General features: G+C 56.6%; 19 protein-coding genes and 1 pseudogene. 14 read left to right on the top strand and 6 right to left on the bottom strand.

Translation table 11 applies throughout. The features are described 5' to 3' along the window. The first annotated feature begins 73 nt into the window (after positions 1 to 73). Together BXA07_RS08335 and BXA07_RS08330 are read left to right on the top strand one after the other, a co-directional pair. A complete protein-coding gene (locus BXA07_RS08335; protein WP_076567240.1) occupies positions 74 to 1,072 on the top strand; it encodes an LLM class flavin-dependent oxidoreductase in 999 nt (332 codons plus the stop codon). Positions 1,073 to 1,243: 171 nt separating this feature from the next. Next, positions 1,244 to 2,470 (top strand): MFS transporter, encoded by a 1,227-nt coding sequence (locus tag BXA07_RS08330; protein ID WP_083708107.1) that lies wholly within the window; start codon positions 1,244 to 1,246, stop codon positions 2,468 to 2,470. A 49-nt stretch (positions 2,471 to 2,519) separates the two neighbouring features. Here the strand turns inward: BXA07_RS08330 and BXA07_RS08325 are convergent, their stop codons facing one another. The 6 genes from BXA07_RS08325 to BXA07_RS08300 form a co-directional block, all read right to left on the bottom strand. Next, entirely contained in the window at positions 2,520 to 4,142 is a 1,623-nt protein-coding gene (locus BXA07_RS08325) for a M28 family peptidase (RefSeq protein ID WP_076567238.1), read from the bottom strand. Between the two features lie 137 nt (positions 4,143 to 4,279). Then, entirely contained in the window at positions 4,280 to 5,116 is an 837-nt protein-coding gene (locus tag BXA07_RS08320) for an HDOD domain-containing protein (protein WP_076567236.1), read from the bottom strand. A 113-nt stretch (positions 5,117 to 5,229) separates the two neighbouring features. Continuing rightward, positions 5,230 to 6,315 carry a BMP family ABC transporter substrate-binding protein gene (locus tag BXA07_RS08315; RefSeq protein WP_076567234.1) on the bottom strand — a complete coding sequence of 362 codons (1,086 nt, stop codon included), beginning with the start codon at positions 6,313 to 6,315 and terminating at the stop codon, positions 5,230 to 5,232. 21 nt (positions 6,316 to 6,336) lie between these two features. Further along, on the bottom strand, positions 6,337 to 7,266 hold the full coding sequence (locus tag BXA07_RS08310) for an ABC transporter permease (protein ID WP_076567232.1): 930 nt from the start codon (positions 7,264 to 7,266) through the stop codon (positions 6,337 to 6,339). Next, on the bottom strand, positions 7,259 to 8,335 hold the full coding sequence (locus tag BXA07_RS08305) for an ABC transporter permease (RefSeq protein ID WP_076567230.1): 1,077 nt from the start codon (positions 8,333 to 8,335) through the stop codon (positions 7,259 to 7,261). The genes BXA07_RS08310 and BXA07_RS08305 overlap by 8 nt, the downstream gene beginning before the upstream one ends. Further along, positions 8,328 to 9,842, bottom strand: coding sequence for an ABC transporter ATP-binding protein (locus BXA07_RS08300; protein WP_076567228.1), 1,515 nt, complete (start codon positions 9,840 to 9,842; stop codon positions 8,328 to 8,330). The genes BXA07_RS08305 and BXA07_RS08300 overlap by 8 nt, the downstream gene beginning before the upstream one ends. Positions 9,843 to 9,876: 34 nt before the next feature. Between BXA07_RS08300 and BXA07_RS30065 the strand changes: the two genes are divergently transcribed. The 12 genes and pseudogenes from BXA07_RS30065 to BXA07_RS30025 all read left to right on the top strand — a co-directional run bounded on the left by BXA07_RS30065 (position 9,877) and on the right by BXA07_RS30025 (position 18,395). Beyond that, positions 9,877 to 10,059 (top strand): hypothetical protein, encoded by a 183-nt coding sequence (locus BXA07_RS30065; RefSeq protein WP_139335497.1) that lies wholly within the window; start codon positions 9,877 to 9,879, stop codon positions 10,057 to 10,059. Between the two features lie 237 nt (positions 10,060 to 10,296). Then, a complete protein-coding gene (locus BXA07_RS08295) occupies positions 10,297 to 11,109 on the top strand; it encodes an outer envelope protein (protein ID WP_083708131.1) in 813 nt (270 codons plus the stop codon). Between the two features lie 78 nt (positions 11,110 to 11,187). After that, a pseudogene (gene tssF, locus BXA07_RS08290) lies at positions 11,188 to 12,177 on the top strand (type VI secretion system baseplate subunit TssF); the annotation flags it as partial. Between the two features lie 46 nt (positions 12,178 to 12,223). Further along, a complete protein-coding gene (locus BXA07_RS08285) occupies positions 12,224 to 14,032 on the top strand; it encodes an RHS repeat-associated core domain-containing protein (protein WP_244556223.1) in 1,809 nt (602 codons plus the stop codon). Next, positions 14,033 to 14,488: a hypothetical protein gene (locus tag BXA07_RS30060; RefSeq protein WP_139335496.1), complete on the top strand. Its 456-nt coding sequence runs from the start codon at positions 14,033 to 14,035 to the stop codon at positions 14,486 to 14,488. A 477-nt stretch (positions 14,489 to 14,965) separates the two neighbouring features. Next, positions 14,966 to 15,481: a hypothetical protein gene (locus BXA07_RS08275; protein ID WP_139335495.1), complete on the top strand. Its 516-nt coding sequence runs from the start codon at positions 14,966 to 14,968 to the stop codon at positions 15,479 to 15,481. Positions 15,482 to 15,558: 77 nt separating this feature from the next. Further along, positions 15,559 to 16,035 carry a hypothetical protein gene (locus BXA07_RS30055; RefSeq protein ID WP_139335494.1) on the top strand — a complete coding sequence of 159 codons (477 nt, stop codon included), beginning with the start codon at positions 15,559 to 15,561 and terminating at the stop codon, positions 16,033 to 16,035. Positions 16,036 to 16,049: 14 nt separating this feature from the next. After that, entirely contained in the window at positions 16,050 to 16,370 is a 321-nt protein-coding gene (locus tag BXA07_RS30050) for a hypothetical protein (RefSeq protein ID WP_139335493.1), read from the top strand. Continuing rightward, complete coding sequence (locus BXA07_RS30045) at positions 16,354 to 16,776, top strand: hypothetical protein (RefSeq protein ID WP_139335492.1); 423 nt, start codon at positions 16,354 to 16,356, stop codon at positions 16,774 to 16,776. The genes BXA07_RS30050 and BXA07_RS30045 overlap by 17 nt, the downstream gene beginning before the upstream one ends. Before the next feature lie 305 nt (positions 16,777 to 17,081). Then, a complete protein-coding gene (locus BXA07_RS30035; RefSeq protein WP_139335490.1) occupies positions 17,082 to 17,492 on the top strand; it encodes a VOC family protein in 411 nt (136 codons plus the stop codon). A 52-nt stretch (positions 17,493 to 17,544) separates the two neighbouring features. Further along, the gene (locus BXA07_RS30030) at positions 17,545 to 17,892 is read left to right on the top strand and encodes a hypothetical protein (protein WP_139335489.1); all 348 of its coding nucleotides are present in this window, start codon (positions 17,545 to 17,547) and stop codon (positions 17,890 to 17,892) included. 191 nt (positions 17,893 to 18,083) lie between these two features. After that, entirely contained in the window at positions 18,084 to 18,395 is a 312-nt protein-coding gene (locus BXA07_RS30025) for a hypothetical protein (RefSeq protein WP_139335488.1), read from the top strand. Positions 18,396 to 18,516: the final 121 nt, after the last annotated feature.

Below are 18,516 nucleotides of genomic sequence, written 5' to 3'. Positions count from 1 at the left end.
GGTGACCCTGCCCGCGTCAGGGGATAGACAAATCGTCCATTGTGATTTTCCACCACGTCCCGATATCGCTACCATGATTCCATTTTCCATACTCGACCTCGCCCCCATCGCCGAAGGCAGCAACGCCAGCCAGTCGTTCAAGAACACGCTGGACCTGGCGCAGCACGGCGAACGCTGGGGCTACAACCGCTACTGGCTGGCCGAACACCACGGCATGCCCGGCATCGCCAGCGCCGCCACGGCTGTCGTGATCGCCCATGTGGCGGCCGGCACCAAGACCATCCGCGTGGGCGCGGGCGGCGTCATGCTGCCGAACCACTCGCCGCTGGTCATCGCGGAACAGTTCGGCACCCTGGAAGCGCTGCATCCGGGCCGCATCGACCTGGGCCTGGGCCGCGCACCCGGCTCAGACCAGACGACGGCGCGCGCCCTGCGCCGCGACCTGCAATCCGACGCGGAACAGTTTCCGCAGGACGTGCTGGAATTGATCGACTACATGTCCGACGAGCCGCGCCAGCGCGTGCTGGCCGTGCCCGGCAAGGGTGCGAAAGTGCCCGTGTGGATACTGGGGTCCAGCCTGTTCGGCGCCCAGCTGGCCGCCCACCTGGGCTTGCCATATGCGTTCGCCTCGCACTTCGCGCCGCAGATGATGATGCAAGCCGTGGCGTATTACCGCGAGCACTTCAAGCCGTCGAAGCAATTGGCGAAACCGTACGTGATGCTGGGTTTTAATGTCTTCGCCGCCGACACAGATGCCGAGGCGCACCTGCGCGCCACGTCGATGCAGCAAGCCTTCGTCAACCTGCGCACGGGCCGACCGTCGCGCTTGCAGCCGCCCGTGCCCGGCTACCTGGAGCAACTGGGCCCGCAGGAACGCGCCATGCTCGACTCCGTGCTGTCGTGCACGGCCATCGGCGCACCGGACACGGTGAAGGCGAAGATGGCTTCCTTCATCGCCGAAACGGGCGCCGACGAACTGATGATCACCTCGCAGATCTTCGAGCACCAGCACCGGCTGCGCTCGTATGAAATCACGGCGCAGGTGCATGCGGAGCTGGCGCGCGCGCAGTAACTTCACTGTCTCTCCCGGTATTTCCCCAAATACCCTTTTCCCGGCCGTCGGCAACGATCGCCGGGATTTTTTTGCTCACGCCCAATAGCAAAAACGGCCGCGCCCGGCAAGAACGACGCAGCCCCGCTATCATGCTCATCCAAAAGCATCATTCCAAGAAAGTTGTATCGCATGAAACCAGCTGTTCCCGCCGCCCCCTCTTCCCTCGATGCCAGCGCCCTGCTGAGCTCCACCCGCATCCTGTTGTTCGCCCTGTCCGCCGGCGTGCTCGTCGCCAGCCTGTATTACGTGCAGCCGCTCACGTCCATGCTGGCCGCCTCGTTTGGCGTGAGCGTGCCGCAAGCGGGCTACCTGGTCACGGCCACGCAGATCGGCTATGTGCTGGGCATCGTCTTCCTCGTGCCCCTCAGTGACGTGCTGAACCGCCGCCACCTGCTGACGTGGATGCTCGTCGCCAAGATCGGCGCCCTGCTGCTGGCCGCTACCAGCCAGAATATTATCGTCTTTGCCATCGCCAGCGTCTTGATGGGGATCACGGCCAGCGCCTTGATGGTCGTCACGGCCATGGTGGCGTCCTATGCCCCCGACCACAGCCGGGGCCGCATGGTAGGCACCGTCATGACGGGTTTATTATTGGGCATCTTGCTGGCGCGTACCGTGTCCGGCACCGTGTCGCAGATCAGCGGCGGCTGGCGCACCGTCTACGTGCTGGCCGCCATCGTCGTGGCCGCCCTGCTCGTCATGCTGCGCCGCATCCTGCCCAACGAGGCGCCACGCGGCAAGCTGCAATACGGCAAGCTGATGGCTTCGCTGGCCGACATCATCCGCCAGGAACCCTTGCTGCGCCAGCGCGCCCTGTTCTCGGGCCTGGGCCTGGGCACCTTCAGCGTGTTCTGGACGGGCCTGACCTTCCTGCTCAGCGGCGCGCCGTATCACTATTCGGAAATGCAGATCGGCCTGTTCGGCCTGGCGGGCGCCACGGGCGCCTTTGCCGCGAACACGGCGGGCCGCATGGCCGACCGCGGCTATGCGCGCCAGGCGACCTGGCTGCTGGCCGTCGCCTCGATCGCGGGCTGGGCCTTGATCGGCTTTGGCGCCCATTCGCTGGTACTGCTGTTGATCGGCATCGTCCTGCTGGACATGGGCGTGATGGGCCTGCAAGTAACGCACCAATCCATCATCTATAAACTGGCGCCGCATGCGCGGGCAAGGGTCACCACCGTCTTCATCGCGGGTGGCTTCATCGGCGCCTCGGCCGGTTCGGCCCTGGCCAGCGCCAGCTTTGCCGCCGGCGGCTGGCCCGCCCTGTGCATGGTGGGCGGCGCCATGCCCCTGCTGATGCTGCTGGTGTGGAGCAAGTACCGGCACGCGCAGCGCCGGCTGGAACGGGCGAGCTGAGACGAAAAAGACCGCTCAAGATTGAGCGGTTTTTTTTATGCCGGGACAGTTACTTCGCCTGCCCGCGTGCCTTGCCGAATGCATCGCCCGCCTTCCAGGCCGGCATCTTCGCCGCATTCGCCACGACCTGCCCCAGGTTCAAGGTAAATTGCGCCTGCTGCGTCATGCCGGACAGATCCCAGCTGGCGTCGTACTCATCGGTCACCTGATGGTAGCGGGGGCCGTAGGCGGCCGCCTTGGCTTTCGATGCGGCCACGTCCTTGATGTACTCGCGTCCGCCATTGATGGAAAACGCGGGCACGCCCGCCTTGGCAAAGCTGAAATGGTCGCTGCGGAAATAACCGCCGGCCAGGTCGGGACGCGCGGCAGCAATGTGCATGCCCATGGCTTTGGCCGTTGCCGCCGCCATCGCTCCCAGCTCCGTACGCTCGCTGCCCTGCGCGCCGATGTCATGCGTGGCGCCCACGAAGTTCAGGCTGTCCAGATTCAGGGCGGCAGCCGTCTTGTCCAAAGGCCACAGCGGATCGGCCGCGTAGGCGGCGCTGCCCAATAGCCCCTGCTCTTCGGCGGCCACCCACAGGAAGATCTGCGTGCGTTTTGCCGGCTTTTTCACGGCTTCCTGCGCCATGGCCAGCAAGCCGGCCGTGCCCGAGGCGTTGTCGACGGCGCCGTTGTAGATGGTGTCGCCAGCTTTTTCGTCATCCTTACCCTGCTTGCCCAGGTGGTCCCAGTGGCCGCTGTAGATGACGGCTTCATCTTTCAATGCCGGGTCGGTACCCTGCACCATGCCGGCGATATTGAACTGCTCCACCTTGCGCACGGCCGATTTCATGTCTCCCGACAACTTGGCGTTCAAGGCGACGGCCTGGAAATCCTTGCTTTCGGCCTTGGCGCGCAAGGCGTCCAGGTCCTGTCCGCCGGCAGCAAACAGGCGCCGCGCCGCGTCTTCCGCGATCCAGCCCTGCAGGGGCGTGCCGGCCGTGCGGTCTGCCAGTTGAAAACGTTCGCTGCCGCTCCAGCTGTTCTGCACGACGCTCCAGTCGTACGAGGCCGACGGTTTCGTGTGGATCAGCAAGACGCCCGCCGCGCCCTGGCGTTTGGCTTCCTCGAATTTATACGTCCAGCGGCCGTAATAAGTGAGCGCCTTGCCAGCAAAGCGGTTCGGCTCGGCGGTAGTGGGCTGCGGGTCGTTGACCATCATGACGACGATCTTGTTTTTGACATCGGCGCCCTTGAAATCGTTCCAGCCCTCTTCCGGCGCCGTGATGCCGTAGCCGACGAACACGAGCGGTGCGTCGAAGGTGTGCGCGGCAACGGAGTCGCCCGTGGCCCACACCCAGTCGGGGCCGAACGCCAGCGGCACGGCCTTGCCGCCCGCCACCGCCTGCAGGCTGCTCTCGGCAGGCAGCGACTTCACGCCGGCGATCTGCACGCTCTGGCGGTAGCTGTTGCCGCGCACGGGTTTCAATCCGGCCATCTGCGCCTGGGTTTCCAGGTAGGCCACCGTCAGGTCGGCGCCCCGCTGGCCCGTGCCCCGGCCTTCCAATAAATCGTTGGACAGGAAGGCCAGGTGGGCGCGCAAGGGCGCTTCCTGCACCACGGGCAAACTGGTAGCGGCTTGGGCGGAAAACGCCAGCGCCGTCAGGGCGAGGGAAGAAAACAGCTTCTGCATAAGATCCTTTGGGTAAGAGGAGACATTCAGTCCGGCGGATGGCCGGGCCGGCGATTGTATGCCATGGGGAAAGATGCATCAAAATGCGGACGAAAAAAATCCCCGCGGCCAGGGCGGGGATGTCATCGCGGAGTAATTTACACGAGCAGGGCGGCCGCCAGGGATTCGATCTCCTCGGCCGATTCCTCGAGTATCGTGTGCAAGGTGCTGCCACCGATGCCGAAATCGATCTTCGCGGCGGCCTGGCGCCGCGCGGCGCTTTCCGGCGGGTGCAGGGGCGAGCCGACGGGCGACAGGTCGTTGGCCAGCACCAGGGTCGCGCCCAGGGTGCGGGGCGGGAACGGGCTGCCGCCGTGCCACATGCCTTCCACGGCCTGCAAGACCATGTCGGGCACTTGCAGCTGGCGCAGCACGCCGCGGCCGATCAGTTTTTCGCCGTATTCGATCCAGTCTTCGGTGTTGTCGTCGAGCAAACCAGGATACTCCTCGGCGCGCGACAGCAAATAGAAACCGCCCACTTCATGCACGATGGCGGCGAACATCGCCGTTTCCACGTCCACATGCGTGACTTTCCGGGCGATGACCTGGCTCAGCGCGGCCACATGGGCCGTGTGCTCCCACAGCCTGGCCGCCTTGGCGCGCAATTGCGGGTCCGTGATCTGGCTGCCCAGCTGGCGCACGATGACGGACGCCACCATCGATTTCAATGTGGCAAAGCCCAGGCGCGAGACGGCTGCGCGCACATTGGCGATTTCATTGCCGGAACGGTTATAGGCGGCCGAGTTGGCCAAGGCCACGACCCGCGCCGACAGCAGCGGCTCGGCCATGACCATGCGGGCGGCCGCTTCGATGTGGCACTCGGGATCGTCCAGCGCTTCCTGCAGCTTCAAGGTGGCCTTGACGTTGGCGGGGAAGGTCAGCTCACCCTTGCTCGCTTGCAGCGCGATAATCTTGAATACTTCCAGTCTGTCCATGGGTCATCTCCGGTACGGGCCTGTTCAGGCTCTGCTGTGTGGATGGGCCGGGAATGCGCTCCCGGCCCGGCTCCCGATTCCGGCAATATTACAGCAAGTTTATGCGCAGTCCATTACTTTCCGGAAACTTTACCCGCTACGCCTTCGACAAAATAATCCATCTTCGTCAGCGCCGCATCGTCCAGCACGCCTTTGTCCAGGCGCACCTTGCCATCGTTATCCTTGATCGGTGCGCTGAAAGGATTGAGCTTGCCGGCAACCAAGTCTTTCTCGCGCGCCAATACAAACTGTTTCACGTCGGCCGGCACGGCAGCGTTGATGCCTTCCAGCTTGACCATGCCATCCTTGATGCCGCCCCAGGTGCTGCTGGACTTCCACGTGCCGTCCAGCACGGCCTGCGCCTGCTTCGTGTAGTACTCGCCCCAATGGTGGGTGACGGCGGCCAGTTGCGCCTTCGGCCCGTACTTTTTCATGTCCGAGTGGTAGGCGATCGCATACTTGCCCTTCTCTTCCGCCGCCTGCACCACGGCCGTCGAGTCCGTGTGGTGGGTGACCACGTCGGCGCCCTGGCCGATCAGGGTGATGGCCGCGTCGCGTTCCTTGCCCGGGTCAAACCAGCTATTGACCCATACCACTTTGACTTCCGCCTTGGGATCGACGCTGCGCATGCCGCGCGTGAAGGCGTTGACTCCCTGCAACACTTCCGGGATGGGAAACGCCGCCACGTAGCCGGCCACATGGGTCTTGCTCATCTTGCCTGCCAGCACGCCGGCCAGGTAGCGGCCCTCGTAGAAACGGGCATTCGTGTTGGCCACGTTGGGCGCCGTCTTGTAGCCCGTCAAATGAATGAACTTCACGTTAGGAAACTGCTTCGCCACTTTCAAGGTGGGATTCATGTAGCCGAACGAGGTCGTGATCACCAGCTTGCTGCCCGTTTGCGCCAGGTCGCGGATCACGCGCTCGGCATCGGCGCTCTCCGGCACGTTTTCCACAAACTTGGTGGTGATCTTGTTGCCCAGCGCCTTTTCCATTTCCTTGCGCGCCTGATCGTGCTGGGTGGTCCAGCCTGCGTCGCCGATGGGGCTGATATACACGAAGCCGACGTTCAGCGGAACGGTGGCCGGTGCGGCGGCCATGGCAGGCATGACGGGCATCAAAACAACACTGCAGACGGCGGCGCACAATAGTTTCTTGGACATGGTTTTCCTTGTGGTGAGTGATTAATTTCCGGGATTGAAATTTTTCCCCAGCGAAGCGGGCATGTTGAGCTTGATGTAATTGGCATTGCTGGAGATCAGCACCAGCACGACGATGGCTGCCACGTAGGGCAGCATCGACAGCAGTTGCGAGGCGATGGGCACGCCCAGCGCCTGCGCGTGGAAAGTCAAAATCGTGATGCCACCGAACAGATAGGCGCCACCCACCACGCGCGCCGGGCGCCAGGTGGCAAACGTGGTCAGCGCCAGCGCAATCCATCCGCGCCCCGCCACCATGCCCTCGACCCACAGCGGCGTGTACACGAGCGATAAAAAGGCGCCGGCCAGGCCGCAGCAGGCGCCGCCGAACAGCACGGCCGCCAGGCGGATGCGCCGCACGGGATAACCGAGCGCATGCGCGGACGCCGGCGACTCGCCCACGGCGCGCAGCACCAGGCCTGCCCGCGTGCGGTACAGGAACCAGGCGATGGCCACGCACAGCAAGAGCGACAGATACACCATCGGATGCTGGCGGAACAGGGCCGGCCCCAGCACGGGAATGTCTTCCAATACTGGGATGCCGAAACGGCCGTTGTGCAGGCTGTTGCCCACGTACTTCAGGCCGATGTACGTGGACGCGCCCGCGCCGAACAGCGATAAAGCCAGGCCCGTCGCATACTGGTTCGTGCCCAGCCACACGGTCAGCCAGGCAAAGAAGCCGGACAGCACCATGCTGGCGCCCGCCCCCGCCAGGAAGCCCAAGGTGGGGCTGCCCGTGTTGACGGCCACGGCAAAGCCCGTGATGGCCGAGACCAGCATCATGCCTTCCGCGCCCAGGTTCACCACGCCCGCTTTTTCATTCACCAATAAACCGAGGGCGGCGAGCATCAGCGGCGTGCCCGCGTTGATGCTGGCGGCGATCAAGGGCGCGATCGTCAGGGCCAGGTTATCCATGTTTCCTCCAGCGCAGTTTGTATTGGATCAACACATCGCAAGCGAGCAAGGCAAACAGCAGGATGCCCTGGAACACGCCGGTGATGGCGCTGGGCAAGCCGAGGCGCGATTGCGCCAGTTCGCCGCCGATATAGAACAGGGCCATGACGAAGCTGGAAAAAATCACGCCGACCGGATGCAGCCGCCCCACGAAGGCGACGATGATGGCGGCAAAGCCGTAGCCGGGCGAGACCGTGGGCGTCAGCTGCCCCATCGGCCCCAGCACTTCGCACACGCCGGCCAGGCCGGACAGGGCGCCGCAGATCAGCATCGACGACCATAAGGTCTTGCGCGAGGAAAAGCCCGCATAGCGGGCGGCGGCGGGCGCCATGCCGCCCACGCGCAGGCGGAAGCCGGAAATGCTGCGCGACAGATACAGCCAGCCGCCCAGCGAGGCCAGCAAGGCAAAGACGATGCCGACGTGCAAGCGCGTATCGCTGATCACCATCGGCAGCAGCAAGCCGTCCGACAGCAGTTTCGACTGAGGGAAGTTGAAGCCTTCCGGGTCGCGCAGCACGCCGTACACGAGATAGCTGAGCAGCAATTGGGCGATGTAGACGAGCATCAGCGAGACGAGGATTTCGCTGGCATTGTAGCGGTCGCGCAGCCACGCCACCAGGCCCGCCCACGCCATGCCGCCCGCCATGCCGGCCAGCAGGGATATGCCGATGACGGCAGTACTCCCCACGCCATCGTCCAGGTACAGGGCCGCCGCGCCGCCGCAGATGGCGCCCAGGGTCAGCTGCCCTTCCGCGCCGATGTTGTAGATGTTGGCGCGGAAACAAATAGCCAGGCCGACGGCGATCAAGAGCAGGGGCGCGACTTTAATGCCCAGCTCGGACCAGCCGTGCGCGTCGCGCAACGGTTCGACGAAGAACACGGCCAGTCCCGCCAACGGATCGTGTCCCAGCGCAACAAACAGCAGCGCGCCGCACAGCACGGTCAGCAGCACGGCCAGCACGGGCGACAGCCACGACATCAGGCGGGACGGCGTCGGACGGGCTTCCAGGCGCAAGGCAAGCTTAGCCATGGGCAACCTCCTGCGGCCACAGCCCGCTCATCCATTGCCCCACAAGATCCACGCTGGCCTCGCCCACGTCGACGGACGGTGAAATTTTTCCTTTCGCCATCACCAGCAGGCGGTCGCTGATCTCGAACAATTCATCGAGTTCTTCCGACACGACCAGCAGCGCGCAACCCGCGTCGCGCAGCGCCAGCAGTTCGGCGCGGATTTGCGCGGCCGCGCCCACGTCCACGCCCCAGGTCGGCTGCGCCACCACCAGCACCGTCGGTTCGCGCATGACTTCGCGTCCGACTATGTATTTCTGCAAGTTGCCGCCCGACAGGCTGCGGGCCAGCGCCTGCGGCCCGCCCGCCTTCACCTGGAAGCGGGCGATGATGGCGGCCGCCCGCTGCGCGATGACCTTGTGGCGCACGAAGCCGTGGCGGATGGTGGCCGGCGTCTGCAAGCTCAGCAGCACGTTGTCGGCCAGTCCCATGTCGGGCACGGCACCGCGTCCCAGCCGCTCCTCCGGCACGAAGCCGAAGCCGAGGGCGCGCCGGCGGCCCGGCGGCAGGCGGCCGGCAGGCGTGCCGTTGAGCACGATGCTGGCCGGGGCCGCGCGCAAGTCCTCGCCCGACAGGGCCGCCAGCAATTCCTGCTGGCCATTGCCGGACACGCCCGCGATGCCGACGATCTCTCCCGCACGCACGTCGAAATGGATGTCCGTCAACTGCGTGGCGAACGGATGGCTCTTCGGCAAATCCAGATTGCGCACGCTCAACATGGCTGCACCGGGCGTGCGCGCCACGCGCGTGATGGCGGGCGGCTCGGCGCCTATCATCATGCGCGACAGGCTGGCCGCCGATTCCCGGGTGGGGTCGCACACGCCCGCGTTCTTGCCGGCACGCACCACCGTGCACGTGTGGCACAGGGCGCGGATTTCGTCGAGCTTGTGGCTGATGTACAGGATGCTGCAACCTTCAGCCGCCAGCTGGCGCAAGGTCATAAACAGTTTTTCCACGGCGCCCGGCGTCAGCACGGACGTCGGTTCATCGAGGATCAGCAGTTGCGGCTTGGCCAGCAGGGCGCGCACGATCTCCACGCGCTGGCATTCGCCCACGGACAGCGTATGCACGTGGCGCTGCGGTTCCAGGTCCAGGCCGTACTGGCGCGCTGTGTCTTCGATGCGCTGCGCCAGCTCCGCCATGTTGGTGCCTGCGGGCAAACCGAGGGCGATGTTTTCCGTGACCGTCAAAGTGTCGAACAGGGAAAAGTGCTGGAACACCATGGCGATGCCGAGCGCGCGCGCAGCCGACGGGGTGGCGATCTCGACCTCGCGGCCATTCCACACGATGCGGCCGCCGTCGGGCTGCACGGCGCCATAGATGATTTTCATCAAGGTCGATTTGCCGGCGCCGTTTTCGCCGAGCACGGCGTGGATCTGCCCCGGCTCGACGGTGAGGCCGATGCCGTCATTGGCTACCACGGACGGATAGCGTTTGCTGATGTCGTGTAATTCCAGGCGTGCCGTCATTGTTTTTTTGTGCCTCGCTGCGGGGGTCGCCGGCATGGTCGCCGGTATAAAAATCAAGCTCTTGTCTCTATCGTATCGGCATCCGCGGCGCTTGGGGGATGGCGTGGCGGCGCGCATTTCTATTTCCGCAAAAAAACAACACCTGTATACAATTTTGAAAAAAATTATCAGCTTTACAGCGGCCGCCTTGCCCCGCAAGGGCGAGAAGGTGCGATGATTATATGCAAGAACTGATAGTAAGTATGCAGACAATACATATCGCCCGAGGCGGCGATTCTCGCATCATGGATTGAACGGCGCGCAACTTGCACCATTGCAGAGCCACATGCGCTCAAGTGGGCTACCCCTCTGCGCCCTGCCATTCCCCGTTCCCGTTTTCCAACACCGCCATCAGGAGCCGAAAGTGCCAAAAACCATACCGTGTCTGTTGCTCTGCCTCACTACCACCCTCGGCGTGGGCGCGACTGCCCAAGCCGCCGAATGGAGCGATACCGCGCTGAGCTGGCGCGCAGGCAATGACTACCGCGAGCCGTTCAACCCGGACGACATCAAGAAAAACATCTTTGCCATCACGCACGCCAGCGGCTACAAATACGGCAGCAACTTCGTCAACCTCGATTTCCTCATCTCCGACAGCAAGGACCCCGGCGCGCTCGGCAAGACGTCCGGCGCGCAAGAGGCCTACCTGGTGTACCGCAACACCATCGATATCGGCAAGGTGCGCGGCAGCGACATCAAGTTCGGCCCCGTGCGCGGCGTCGGCGTCACCCTGGGCTTCGACGTCAACACGAAAAATGACGTCGGCTACAACTCGCGCAAGCGCATGCTGGTGGCCGGCCCCACGCTGATGTGGGACGTGCCCGGCTTCTTCAACACCAGCCTGCTGTTGCTGCGCGAAAGCAACGCCCCCAGCGGTGCCTTCCCGCCGATTTCGCAAGTGACGGGCCGCTACACGTACAAAACGCACGCCATGCTGACAGGCGCCTGGGCCATCCCCCTGTCGCCGCTGTTCTCGTTCGAAGGTTTCTTCAACCTCATCGACTCGAAAGGCAAGGATGAAGTGGGGCGCGACACGGCGGTGGAAACGAATATCGACATGCAAGTGATGTACGACGTGGGCGCGGCCCTGGGCAGCGCCAAGAACACCTTCCGCGTAGGCATCGAGTACCAGTACTGGAAGAACAAGTTCGGCAATTCGGCCGCCACCACGGGCAATGTGGGACAAACGGCGAAGACGCCGATGATACGCGCCGAGTACCATTTCTAAGAATCATTGTCCCGTATCAACACCCACCTTCGCGCCTGATGCCAGCATGAAGCTTTCCAGCTGGCGGAGAGCGCGAACGTGGAACAACTGCTGCCGTATTACGAGCGTGAGCTGGGCCTGTTCCGCCAGTACACGCGCGCGTTTTCCAGCCGCTACCCGAAAGCGGCCGGGCGCCTGCTGATCGCCGGCGAGACGTGCGAAGACCCGCACATCGAGCGGCTGATCCAGTCCGTCGCCCTGCTCACGGCCCGCATTGCCAAGCGCCTCGACGACGCCTATCCGCAATTCACCAATTCCCTGCTCGAAACCCTTTATCCGCACTACCTGCGGCCGTTTCCCTCGTGTTCCATCGTGCGCATGGCCCTGGAAGAAGCGCCCGGTGGCGGCCAGCTGACGCACGTAGCGCGCGGCACCGTGCTGCGCTCGCAGCCAGTGCGGGGCGTGGCCTGCAAGTTCACCAGCGCATATGACGTGACCCTGGCGCCGCTGGCCATTTCTCGCCTGCATTTCTCGCCCCTCCTGGACGCGCCGCCCGGCCTGCGCCTGCCCGCCGGTGCCAGCGCCCTGCTCAGCATCGAGTTCAGCAGCAGCAGCGACCTTTACCATCTGGACCAGGCGGGGTTCGCCAATCTGCGCGTGTTTGCCGATGGTGAACCATCCGTGCGCGCGGCCCTGCTCGACGCCCTGTTCCTGCGCGGCGCGGGGGCGTACGTGGCGCTGGACGAACACAGCCCGTGGCTGGCCGTCGATGGCATGCCGCTGGCGCCGGCCGGCTACGCGCAAGACGATGCGCTGATCCCGTTTTGCGCCCGTTCGCATCCGGCCCTGCGCCTGCTGACCGAGTACTTCGCCTTTCCCGAAAAATTCCATTTCATCGATATCGACTGGTCCAGGCTGGCCGCCCTGCTGCCGAAGCAATGCCGCCAGTTCACCCTGCACCTGGCCCTCAAGGGCGTGCGCAGCGACAGCCACGAGGCGCGGCTCCTGTCCGGCATCAGCCGCGACAATCTGCTGCTGGGCTGCACGCCCGTCGTCAACCTGTTCGCCAAGTCCGGCGTGCCGATCCGCCTTGCGCATACGCAGCCCGACCATGCGCTGGTGGCCGACGCCACGCATGCGTTCGCCTACGACAGTCTTGCCGAACGGCCGCCGCGTCGACACGCTGCGCTACGGTTCCGGCCACTGGCATGGCGTGCTGTGGCAAGGCCAGACCGTGGTCGATGTCGAGCGCGACAAACTGCACCGCGAAAAACAGCGCACTCTGGGCAACTGCGGCCTGCTCGCCACGCGCCAGTACGATCCGCAATCGCGGCTCACCCAGCTGACCCTGGCACGCGGCGCCGACGCACCCGCCCCCGTGCGCGAACGCCGCTTCGCATACGATGCGCAAGGCAACCTGACCACCATCTTTCAAACAGGCGCCACCACTGCCGGCCCGCTCGGCAAACTCAGCTATACCTACGACCCCGTCGGCCAGTTGCTGGCGGCCGTGCAGCCGGGCCTGGCCGAACGCTTCGCCTTCGACCCCGCAGGCAATCTGATCGACAAGGTTCCCGCGCCCGGCAACGTCCTGAACAACTACGGCGATACCGACTACGCTTACGACGAGCAAGGCAACGCCACCGGCAAGCGCTTCCATCCGCCCGGCAGGGAATCGACCTGGAGCGACCTGGAGCTTGAATACGACGCCGAGAACCGCCTCAGCCACGCCACCAGGACGGAACACCCGTCGCGCCACCGCGCCCACTACTTTTATGACGCCTTCAGCCGCCGCATCGCCAAACGCGTCGAGGAAGCACGCTGGAGCAAGCAACAAGACATCAACAAAGACCAGCCCACCCGCACGAGCGCCACCAACACCTTCTTCGTATGGGACGGCGACACGCTGGCGCAGGAACTTGGACACGAAGAGACGGTCACATACCTGTACGAGCCGGACAGCTTCGTGCCGCTGGCCAGAATCGCTTCGCCAGCCTGCCACCAGGCAAGCGCCGTACATCTGCCACGCGTGGCGCAGTGGGATTTACCCGCCATCCGGCAGGACGCCGAACTGCAAGCGGCGATTGCTCAAGAACAAGCGGACACCGAAGCGCTGCATGTATCGGCATGGCAAGGTACCCAAACAGCAGCCGATGGTGCAGCAGCACGCGACCGCATCACCCACTACCACTGCGACCACCTGGGCACGCCGCGCGAGCTGACGGATGCGCAAGGGAACGTGGTCTGGAGCGGGCGCTACAAAGCTTGGGGGCGCTTGCTGCACGTCGAGGGAGAAATCAAGCAGCCGCTGCGGTTTCAGGGGCAGTATGAGGATGGGGAAACGGGGCTGTTTTATAACCGTTACCGCTACTATGATCCGGATGTAGCCAGGTACGTGACGCAAGATCCAGTTGGATTGCTTGGTGGATTAAATACATATACATATGCACCAAATCCCACTGGCTGGAGTGACCCATTAGGGTTAGCAAAGAAATGTGCAAAAAACACACCATGCAATCCTTGTATTGGTAAAAATCCATCAGCTTCAGCAACAAAATGGCAAGGTAAGCCGCCCTACCCAGGAGTCGATGCATATACAAATATTGTTTTAAAAAAAGGGACTATCTTATATTCCCTTTATCCGTACGGTCCAAAACCCGGAAATTATTACAGCGACAGAATGACACTTATTTCCGCAAATGGAAGCGCATTGGCATACAATAATTTAACGCAAATCTCACATTCCGGAAACACTCCAGGGGCGCGACCGATGAGAGATCAGGTTCAAGCATTCAAACTATCGGAAGATATCTGTGCAGGCACGGGAAAAGCATTGGCAAATACATTACTAGGCGCAGGAGGAGGAAATCAATACTTTATTGATGATTCAGATATATCAAAACTCAAAGCTAACGCAAAAATGTTTAAATTTCCGAGGCCGTAAATGAATATAAATAAGAATACTGGAGATATTGAAATAAATGAGAATTTTCACGTAAACAAAAACACATCAACCAAAGAAATAAAAAACATAAATTTTCTTGAAAGTTTTGGAGAAATAAATGAATCTGAAACATATAGTATGCAAAATATCAAATTTCTCAATCTGGAAACAAGAGTAAATTTCAGATTTAAAAATGGAATCCTTTACATTATTGAAATAATCTGGACAGATGGAATCACAAACAGACTTGGATATGACTCCAGTCACTCGGACATGATCAATGAAAAAAAATATCTAAGTAAGTTAATTTCAAAGTCACTAGGTCAATCAGCTGAAACATCGACTAAGTATGAGGATTTTTTTTCTTTCTCGTGGGGATACATAATAGTCAAAGCAGATCAAAAATCATCACTTTGTTCGACAATGATAATATATGGTAAAAACACAAATATATAATAAATAAAATAAATATTAATTAGCAGAGTACTCCAACAAACCTTTCCTATTCCGATAGAGATATGGAAAAATACACACCCGACATAGAAAACTTAGAAGAAAAAATTTCCGGAAAAAATCTTGAGAACTTGCTCATGGTTTTGGATGAATTCAAGAAAGAGCAAAGAAATATTTCAGATTTTAAAATATACATTCAAGACAACATCGAAGATATTAAAATACCTTCGTACCAAATTTTGCACCCGGCGAAAAAATACTAGGTGGAAAAACATTATTAGGTAGATCCATCACTTATACTATTTCAAAAAAAACGAGAAAAATCATCAATTCAAACTATCATAGATAAAAGGAGACTATCAATGAATTAGAGTTCATTCCAATTAACTATGAAAAAATTGCGTCTGGAACAAAAATATCTTAAAAGTTTGCGAAGAAAAATTATCGCAAAGAAAACTGCACCACTTACAAGCAACGAGCTTGATTTTTTTTGCTCGCTCGCTCGAAAACCAATTTTATAGCCCGGAACTACATCGGATTATCTGGGATATAGCATGGCAAAGTCCGCCAAACGCAGCCATGTTGAAAATTGCAAAAAACATCATCACCATCAATGTATCTGCCGACGACGACAACGTTTTCAATGGCCATATTGAACCTGTATTTAGTTACTACCTACACAACTCACCAAGCCACGAACAAGAGAAAATTCTCGATAGCTTCGAAAAAAGCAAATCCCTGAGATTGCGCATGATTGTGGCCGAATTCCATATGTTAAAAAATCATATTTTGAAAGGTTTGCACATGATGGCAAAAATACTTGATGAAGCCAATACAGATCATGCTATCTCTGATTCAATCTGCATGTGGGTCACGCAAAATGGAGCTTTGGAACTAAAGAACTCTTTTCTTCATGATGCGACTCAAGAACGAAAAAAAGGAAATATTTCCTATGCAAAAACTCTAGAGTGGATATGCGAAAATCTAATCCGCTAGCGCTCATGGTGTAGTGTCAGGTTGGGAATTATCATATTATCACTCCTTAACCAGGGCATCCGGCAAGGTTTTAAAAAATGAAAAAAGTATCCTTTGATACAAGAAATGGTTATCTCCTATTAGACGGTATCATGATGGCGCCACTTAACGAATCTGATTTTATTAAAATTGCAAAAGAAAATGACATTGAAATAGAAGACAATAAAACAAACACTTATGTGCACAATTTATCAACGTGCGGAAGCTTGAATGAGTTTGAGTTTGGCATAAATTTTATCTTTGAAAATTATTGCATGAAGAATGTATGGCTATCGTGGGATGGAGGAAATACCAAAAAATATGGATACAACTCAACGGAAAATCAGTTGATATCCGACAAGAACAACCTGGCCAGATTACTTGCTAAAGTGTTGGAAAAAAATCCTGACGAAGTAAAAAAATCTTTCTCCGCATTCAACTTTCCATGGGGCAGCATTTCAGCTTCAGCATCTATTCAATCAGCAATGGCGTCAATTGGCGTATTTTGGAATATGCATTATTCTCATACCCAATAAATCAAAGGACAAAAATGAAAATTCTTATTTGCCCACATAAGAAATTTTTGTCAAGCATGAAGTTTGAAATCAACAAGGGAACTGATATCCACATTAAGCTATCCAATGCTTGGAATGCAAAACTAATCACACCAGAAATAATTAATCTACTGATCAATGAAAAGTCAGATCAGAAGAGTTGGAAATATGTTTTTTGCATTTTTCCAAATCCAATTTTCTTCTCCGCTTACTTTTATGCCCAATCAGAAAACTATAAGATAAGCCTAGTTGATGAAAATAAGAAACTGATAAAATTTCACAAAATTAAAATTATTGACAATGAATATAATTCGTGATGTTAAATTTGAAGATGGATATTTCTCTGCAAACGAATCAATCACTTTATTTAGAGGGATGAAAAGAAAAAATCTACACTCGATGGATCAAGACTGGGAAGCATGGGTAAAGCATGAAGAGGAGATAGTCGCCTATAAAACAAGTTTCAAACTAAAGAAATTGAGAATAATCGTTATTTGTTTTTTTGAGAAAAATGATGACACCATAAAATACTGGGATTTTGGTCCGGAAAATTGCATGGATGGTTTTCAGTCTAAACCAGAAGGAAAATATACAAGAAGAGTGAGACGCTGGTTTCTGGATGATTTTGGCATCGTTCTGCCACAAGCAGGGCCGTGGGGGAAAATAGACGCCTGCCACGATCCACATAATCAAACCACATCAGTTTTTTGCGCCTATCAATAAAACCATTATTAAATTCAAATTACCATATATATGAATATTTCCAATATAGGACACGAGATGGCAATTTTAAACATACCATCAAATGCTTTCTCGATTGGCGATCCGACTCAGGATGAGAGTCTGTGCATCAGAGAGAAAAATGGACATAGGCAGGTTTTTTACTATGAACGAGGAATAAAAACAGGGCTTCGAGTTTTCAAGGAAGAACATGAAGCCTGTGAAAATTTTTTATTCATAATAAAATCCTGGCTTATGTAATTTGAGAATAATATTTTTCGTATTTATCCTCTCCTCCAAGGATAATCATGAAATCCAGAAAAAATAACATGTTAAACACAATCAATATATGCATACTTTGCCTGAATTTTGACGAAGCAAAAGAATTTTACATTGATAATCTCGGGTTTTTTATTACAATGGATAGCATCATTCAGTGGGATTCAGGCACCAGTCGCCGCCTGACAATGGCGCACGAGTCCAACAAAAAATTCTCAATAGAATTAATGCATCCTTCAAACATTGAACAAGCACATCGCGTAGGTAGCAAAGGTGGCACGATCAATCTATTCACTTTACCAACGAAAAATATTGACACGCTCAAGAAGCGACTGGAAAAAACTGCTTTTTTCGTCAATTACGTAGAGGCTCCCTACGCAAGTTTTCTGAACGTCGAAGATCCGATGGGGAACAATATTTGCCCCTACCAACCGTGCTGAATCAATGTAATAATTCATACGAGATGCCTCATTCAAAATTCCGCATAACAGAATGAAAAAATTTGAAATCCCAGGCTATATTTTTGATTTCATTGATGGATTACTGCTCGTCAATGGAGAGATTGCATTATCGAAAAAAACTCCAGCAAACGATTTCATAAATAGCATTATCAATACATTCCACACCAAACCCACAACAACAGGGGCTGGAATGTATATTTTTGATATCAATGGATGGGTAGGCGATTACGTTGTCGAGTTGATTATTGTAAAAGAAAATTTGCCCGAAATAGATTACGTAATAATGCATTACTTTGAAAATAATTCTGTAGGCAACGGTGTGAGTGAATCATCGTTAGTCAAAAAAATTCAAAGAAAGTCTGGCATTCCCGGAAAATGAAAGGGTTATCAGAAATAATATTTCAATTTCCGTGGGGAAGCGTTATCGTACAACATGACATAAAAACATCCTCATCATGCATAATCTTGAAGTACAAAATAACCAGAAAATCACCCATCCGATTGAAAATGAATGATAACTGTGAATCACATATCAATATAGATAAATCGATAAAAGTGCAGCAACGAATAATGGAATCCATAAAAAATAGTGATACTTTTTTCCCAAAAACAAGTGAGATTCAATGGCTGAATTTATTGAAGAAGCTACCTCGAAGATTAAAAATCTGTCTTCTCAATGAAATTTCTTTTGAAAATTCATTGATAGCAATATATTCTTCAAACTGGCCAGATGAGGGGAGCGTTGTAGCACTGCTGAGTAACAAGTTCAGAACGAAGAAATTCGACAAGGATTTACATTTCCGAGAGCTGAATGACCCGCATTACTGCAATGAAGAAATTTCATATGTTGAAGATAACGTTACACACTTGATTATCAATTAGGCAGCACCTGGAACAACCCAGGATTTGACTTGCCCATCGCCCTGCACGATACTTGCCGCTGTCGCCAAGCTACCGATCCTACGCAATAAACCATCAGTGCCTGTCACCACCGCCTACACTC

Source organism: Janthinobacterium sp. TND4EL3 (genome assembly GCF_900156175.1).
Taxonomy (GTDB): Bacteria; Pseudomonadota; Gammaproteobacteria; order Burkholderiales; family Burkholderiaceae_D; genus Janthinobacterium.
Note: the sequence above shows the minus strand (reverse complement) of the source record. Positions and strands in the feature narration are given on the sequence as shown.